Consider the following 6,033-nt stretch of genomic DNA (forward strand, 5'->3'; position numbering starts at 1 on the left):
TTGATCGTTAGTGAAATTTTATGGCTCAAACGCAAAGTATAGTTAATTCAACGTTAAAGAAATTATCAAAAATAGGTTTGTACGGAAAAAAAGTCACTTCGGCTACCGCTGCAATTAGTGAAGGTTTTTATTTAGTTTATCGACACGGCCTTTATAAAGATCCTAATAATCCGGTCAATACACGCTATGTTCAATATTTTTGCCGCCGTTTATGTCAGGTTTTCAACTTAGATGTAGAAGTACACGGAACAATTCCTAGAGAACCTGCTTTATGGGTAAGTAATCATATTTCTTGGCTCGATGTTGCTGTTTTAGGTTCAGGAGCTCGTGTTTTCTTTCTTGCTAAAGCTGAAATTGAAAATTGGCCTATTTTAGGCAATCTAGCTAAAGGTGGCGGCACTTTATTTATTAAGCGTGGATCTGGTGATTCCGTTAAAATTCGTGAGCAAATTACCGAATTCTTAAAACAAAATATTCCTGTATTGTTTTTCCCTGAAGCGACCACTACAGATGGCCATTCTGTTAAGAAAGTACATGGTCGTTTGCTCGGTGCTGCTATTGAGGCTCAACGCCCAGTACAGGTCTGTTTAATTTGTTATGTAAACCGTCATGGACAATTAGATACAGTTGCGCCATTCATTGGCGACATGTCATTTGCTGAACATATTCAACGCGTACTTGAAATGCCGAAAGTAACTGCTCATCTATTAACTTTGCCTCCAATTTCAGTGGAAGGGCATGATGTGAAGAGTTTAACGCGTGAAGTTCAAGAAAAAATGGTAGAAGGTTTGGCTCAACTACATCAGAAAGTACTTAAGCCAAAAAATTAATTACATGAAGCCTTCAAGTGGCAGCCATGAAAGAAATTTCATGCCTGCTTTTTGCCACCATTTCATCTCGGGTTCTTGTTTATAAATTAAAGGACCATTAGGCGTTTCTTGCTGCCAATAAATATGATTGTTAGCGTCGAGCTTTAACTTATAAGCATATTTATTTAAATTTTCGTCCATCGTATGGTGAATTGTTTTAGCCAATGAAGGGCTATCTAAAATTACGCCAATTTCAGTATTTAAATAAGCTGAGCGTGGATCAAAATTAAATGAGCCAATAAAAACCTGTTCATCTAATGCCATCAGTTTAGTATGTAAGCTTGAGCGGCTTAATCCTTTCATGTTTACTTTTGCTTTAGTGGCAAGCTCATCTGTATTTTTATTTAAATCTCTTTTATCTGGTGTAGGTAAAAATTCATAAAGTTGTACGCCGTTTTTAAGCAATTCTTTACGGTATTTCCCATAAAATGCATGTACAACAGCAACGTCATTCGCTTTAAACGAGTTAGTTAGAACACGTACTTCCACACCTTCTTTAGCAAGCGTGCTTAAAATTTTAGCGCCTTGTTTTTCAGGAATAAAATAAGCTGAGATTAGATCTACGTTGCTTTCTGGTTTTTCCAGATGGTTAATTAACTGGAAATTTAAGTGCTCTTCTTTTTTTGCCTTTGATTTAATTTTATCAGGCGAGTCTTTGACAACTTCTGCTTTAACCCAGTCGAATTGAATATTGTGATTTAACCATTTATCAAATGCATGTGATTTTGCAGTTAAATTTAGAAAGTTTTGGACAGTTGCTTGTTGGTAATGAGCTTCGAGTTGCTCTTTTAATCCTTCATAGCGTAAACGGTGCTGCTCAGGACTTACAATACTTTGAACTGAATAGGCGTATTCATGATTCCAGTAGTCATCAAAAGAATTCACAATATCATCAACAGCAGCACCGACCAACATCACATCGACATCGGAAAATTGATAGCTATCGCTTACATTATAATATTGATTGGTCATGTTACGTCCGCCAATAAGAGCAACCTCATTGTCGGCAATAAAACTTTTATTATGCATGCGACGATTGATACGTTTTAAATCAAGCACCATATCCATCGCACGATATTTGCGGAAACGGTAGGGGTTAAAAAGCTTAACTTCAATATTTTTATGCTGAGAAAGAGCGAGTAAGATCCCTTCCATTTTTTTTGCATTATTATCATCAATAAGAAGTCGGACTTTTACTCCGCGATCAGCTGCTCGAATAATGGCATGTAAAGCTAAAGCTCCAACTTTGTCATTATCCCAAATGTAATATTGTAAATCTAAAGTCTTTTCGGCTTTATCAATTAATCTTAGGCGGGCTGCTAGAGCCTCCAATGGATCATTTAAGACATGGTAACCCGTTAGCTTGGGATTTTGCTGACGTAAGGGCGTGACAATTTGAGCAAGTGAAGTCTCCGATGTATCGATATCATTTGCATATTCTAATGGTTCGACACCATGTTTTGGCAGAGTACTACATCCTGTCAAACCCACAGCAAAACTAGAACATAGGACTATAGAGGCTTTTATCAAAAAGCTTCTAGCTTGTTGATTCGTTTGAAGCTGTTTGGAATGAGAGGATTGTGCCATAATCAGTACATACGATAACGTGAGCTAGAGTATAATTCGTGCATATTGAAAGATAAATATTGAATTTGATTACTAGCAATCAATAGAAGATAAGTCGAGAGTCGTAATGTGGAATCCAAATTCAATTATTTTTTGTTTTTACTTTATATTTTCAATACTTGCTCTATGGGGAATTTCTGAGGCTTGGATTCATCAATCTCGGACCGAGACGATTCATCCATTTAAAGCTTTTGTGCATTTACTCGCATTTTATCTCTCTTATCTACTTATTCCTCTCTGGTTTTTTAATTTATATGCTGCTTGGATTGGTTACTACTCAATTCACCAAGGTATTTTTATCTTTTTCTTAAGTGGTGTTTTAATTTATGCCCGATTTATTGAACCTCATCTAGTCCGTGTCGATACTCATCAATATCGCTTAAATCCAGATCGTATTTTTAATAAGCCAGTCAAAGTAGCCCTAATTGCAGATTTACATATTGGTTTATTTTCAGGGCATGAACGTCAGCTAAAAACCATAGTTAGAAAATTAAATGAGCAGCAACCAGATTTAGTGGTTGTGGCTGGTGACTGGACATATGAACCAGAAGATCGACTAATTGAAGAGTTAAGTGTTTTAAAAGAAATTCAGGCGCCTGTTTACTCTGTTCCTGGAAATCATGATGAGCAATATCCTGGCCCACCGATTCAACAATTATTAAAAGATGCTCTATTTTATAATGAAGTTGTTGATATCGAAGGAAAAATTGTTGATTTTGAAGAATTTCGTCTGATTGGTATTGGTGATCTTTGGGCTGGAAAAACCGATATGCGTTCCATGCCAGATTTACCTCAAGACAAACCTTGGTTAATTTTGTCTCATAATCCAGATACTGTCGATATGGTACCTAAATTACCAAATCGTCCATTAATGTTATCAGGACACACACATGGAGGGCAGGTGGAGCTCCCATGGCTGACTAACTATATTATGAAAAAAGTATCAATTTTAGGTCACAAACGTGGATTTTACTCTCACGAACATGCAGATGTCTTCGTTACCGTTGGCACAGGAATGGTCGGAATTCCTTTACGTTTTAGAGTGCCGCCAACCATTGATATTATTGAGTTAGTTTAAAATAAAAAAGCCAATCACAGAGGATTGGCTTTTTTTATGAATTAAACTTACTTATGGAATAACGACAATTGCAACACGTCGGTTAATCGCACGATTTTCATTGGTTGTATTTGGAACATAAGGTTGTGTTGAACCACGACCAATCACGTAGATATTTTCTTTTTTAAATCCACGAGCTAAGAAAAGGTTTGCTACACTTTGTGCACGCTCTTCAGATAACTTTTGATTATAAGCAGCATCACCAACATCATCAGTATGACCCACAATTTTCAATTTATTTAAGTCATATTTATTCAATTGATTTGCTAGACGTACTAACTCAGCTTCATGACTTTGTTTTAACTCTGCATTATTAAAGTCAAATAACAAACGTTCTGGTAAACCTAAAGTCCATCCTTCATCGGTAAGAACGAAACCTTCTTTTTTGAGTAATTTTACCTGACGATATTTTAATGGACCAAAACTCAGGCACCCTGCAAGAGTAATGCATAACAATGCAATAAAGGAGAGTTTTAGAGATCTTGTATTCATAGATTAGCCTAAATTTAATTTTCAGGTTTATAAATAAACCAGTGTTCATCCGAATTTTTAGCCTTATACATTGCTTGGTCTGCTTGCATAATGAAATCTTCGGGGCTAGATGCAAATTGTGATAAAGCAATACCTACACTAAAACTGAAGTAAATCGTTTGACCATTCAGATGCAAAGGTTCTTTACAGCTTTCGAGTAAATTTTCAGCAATAGATATTAAATGATCAGCATGACTAATGGAATGCAAAATGACAGCAAATTCGTCGCCGCCTAATCGTGCAATAAAATCTTGATGACGTAGACGAGTTTGCAGACGATTCGCCATTTCTTTTAAAACTTCATCTCCAGCTAAATGGCCAAACTGATCATTAATTGCTTTGAAGTTATTGTTATCTATAAATAATAACGCAGACTTGTTATCAAAACCCTTATCTTCAAACATGTCTAAGAGAATCTGATAAAAATAATGTCTATTAGGCAATAAAGTGAGTTGGTCATGGTGAGCCTGAAAGGATAATTTACGATTTTCCTTTTGTAGCTGGTTATCCCATATCTGAATTTCTTCAAGTAACTCATTAAAAACGGTATTTAAATCTTGAAATTCTTTAATTCGATTATAAGGAAAACGAAGATTATAAGCTTTTTGTTCACTTACAATTTGAGCAATATTCGTAAGTGGATAAATAGCCTGCATAATTTGACGATAAGTTAAGTTTACTGACCACCACAAAGCACAAACAATAAACAACATCGCAATTGCCAGCCCTACCATAATCATTTTGAGGAACTGCAATATTTTTTCGGAACTACCAAAAAGCGTGAGTTCACCTACATTTTGCTCGTGATGATAAATTGTAAGATGAACGGGTTCATTTAGAAACCAATGATCAAACCATCCCTCTAAAATTGAAGTCTGACTTGATAATTTAAAACTTTGTGCAATTAAATGATGTTCTGAATCATAAATATGAATAGTACGAATTGAATGGTCATTCGTATATTCATTCAAAATTTGCTCAATCGTAATTTTGTCATTAAATACAACTGCAGGCTGAATACGCTCTAGTAGTGTATGGCTAAGCAATTGCAAATTTTGTTTGGCGTAAGTTTCCATTGTAAAAACAGAAATCGATACAAACGTAAAAGAACAGATAAAGAAAGTAATTGCAAAAATAGTAAATTGAGATTTTCTAAATAATGCATGCAATGAAGTGGACTGATACAACTTTGATATCATAATCCTTACTCCGCATTCTTAGCCAAGAGTAATACTCTCGGATCAATATGAACTTTGGAGTGACTTAAAGCATCTAAGTTAACTTTAAAGGTAGTGTAATTATTTTGATTATATAAACAAAATATACTTCCAATTTCGCACTCTGGATTATTAATGCTTAAAGAAAGTAAAGAACGGTAAGGATAGTTCTGAATAAGGCTTTGTTGTTGTTGGGGCGAAGTCGTAGAAAAATAAACAGCCTGACAATGTGACCGAGCAAAATCTTTCGCGTTTACAGTTTGAACACGATAATTATAAGACATTTGCTGGATATAAGATTGAAACGTAGATGTAATAGAGGGATTATCAATAATACAAAGAGTAGGAGTATTTACATTCTCCCACTTACTGTAGCTTAGAATAGATAAAGTAAGCACATAGAAGTTATGTTTTGAATTGGCATAACAAGGCCCACTCGTAGCAAACACTACAAGTATGCAAACAAATACTTTTTTAGCGAACTGCCACATGGTGAGTTAATGCCAAACTATTGCACGAATAATCTATTCTACATGAAGTTGATAAAGTAAAAAAAGTTTAATATCTCATCTAAAGTTGACCAAAAAGGCTAAAAAACGAACATGTGGTGATATTAAATTAAAAAAGGGGTTGTCAAAGGTTATTAATGGTCTATAATGCACATCCATCGGCG

General features: G+C 35.2%; 6 protein-coding genes. 2 read left to right on the top strand and 4 right to left on the bottom strand.

Annotated elements, in window-relative coordinates; translation table 11 throughout:
- Window positions 1-20 precede the first annotated feature (20 nt).
- On the top strand, window positions 21-830 hold the full coding sequence (locus ODQ17_RS17660; protein WP_013196820.1) for a lysophospholipid acyltransferase family protein: 810 nt from the start codon (window positions 21-23) through the stop codon (window positions 828-830).
- Here ODQ17_RS17660 and ODQ17_RS17665 read toward each other — a convergent pair whose 3' ends face one another.
- Complete coding sequence (locus ODQ17_RS17665) at window positions 831-2,456, bottom strand: phospholipase D family protein (RefSeq protein ID WP_322905301.1); 1,626 nt, start codon at window positions 2,454-2,456, stop codon at window positions 831-833.
- Window positions 2,457-2,562: 106 nt separating this feature from the next.
- On the opposite strand from ODQ17_RS17665, the gene ODQ17_RS17670 reads away from it, so the two are divergent.
- The gene (locus ODQ17_RS17670; RefSeq protein WP_322905303.1) at window positions 2,563-3,573 is read left to right on the top strand and encodes a metallophosphoesterase; all 1,011 of its coding nucleotides are present in this window, start codon (window positions 2,563-2,565) and stop codon (window positions 3,571-3,573) included.
- A 51-nt stretch (window positions 3,574-3,624) separates the two neighbouring features.
- Here the strand turns inward: ODQ17_RS17670 and ODQ17_RS17675 are convergent, their stop codons facing one another.
- Genes ODQ17_RS17675 through ODQ17_RS17685 form a run of 3 tightly spaced genes read right to left on the bottom strand, consistent with a single transcriptional unit; the run spans window position 3,625 to window position 5,851 of the window.
- Complete coding sequence (locus ODQ17_RS17675; RefSeq protein ID WP_004796325.1) at window positions 3,625-4,104, bottom strand: OmpA family protein; 480 nt, start codon at window positions 4,102-4,104, stop codon at window positions 3,625-3,627.
- Between the two features lie 14 nt (window positions 4,105-4,118).
- Window positions 4,119-5,342, bottom strand: a complete 1,224-nt coding sequence (locus ODQ17_RS17680) for a diguanylate cyclase domain-containing protein (protein WP_005065229.1) — start codon at window positions 5,340-5,342, stop codon at window positions 4,119-4,121.
- Window positions 5,343-5,347: 5 nt separating this feature from the next.
- The gene (locus ODQ17_RS17685) at window positions 5,348-5,851 is read right to left on the bottom strand and encodes a YfiR family protein (protein ID WP_004796328.1); all 504 of its coding nucleotides are present in this window, start codon (window positions 5,849-5,851) and stop codon (window positions 5,348-5,350) included.
- Window positions 5,852-6,033 lie beyond the last annotated feature (182 nt).

This window comes from Acinetobacter sp. IRS14 (assembly GCF_034650275.1).
Taxonomy (GTDB): Bacteria; Pseudomonadota; Gammaproteobacteria; order Pseudomonadales; family Moraxellaceae; genus Acinetobacter; species Acinetobacter oleivorans.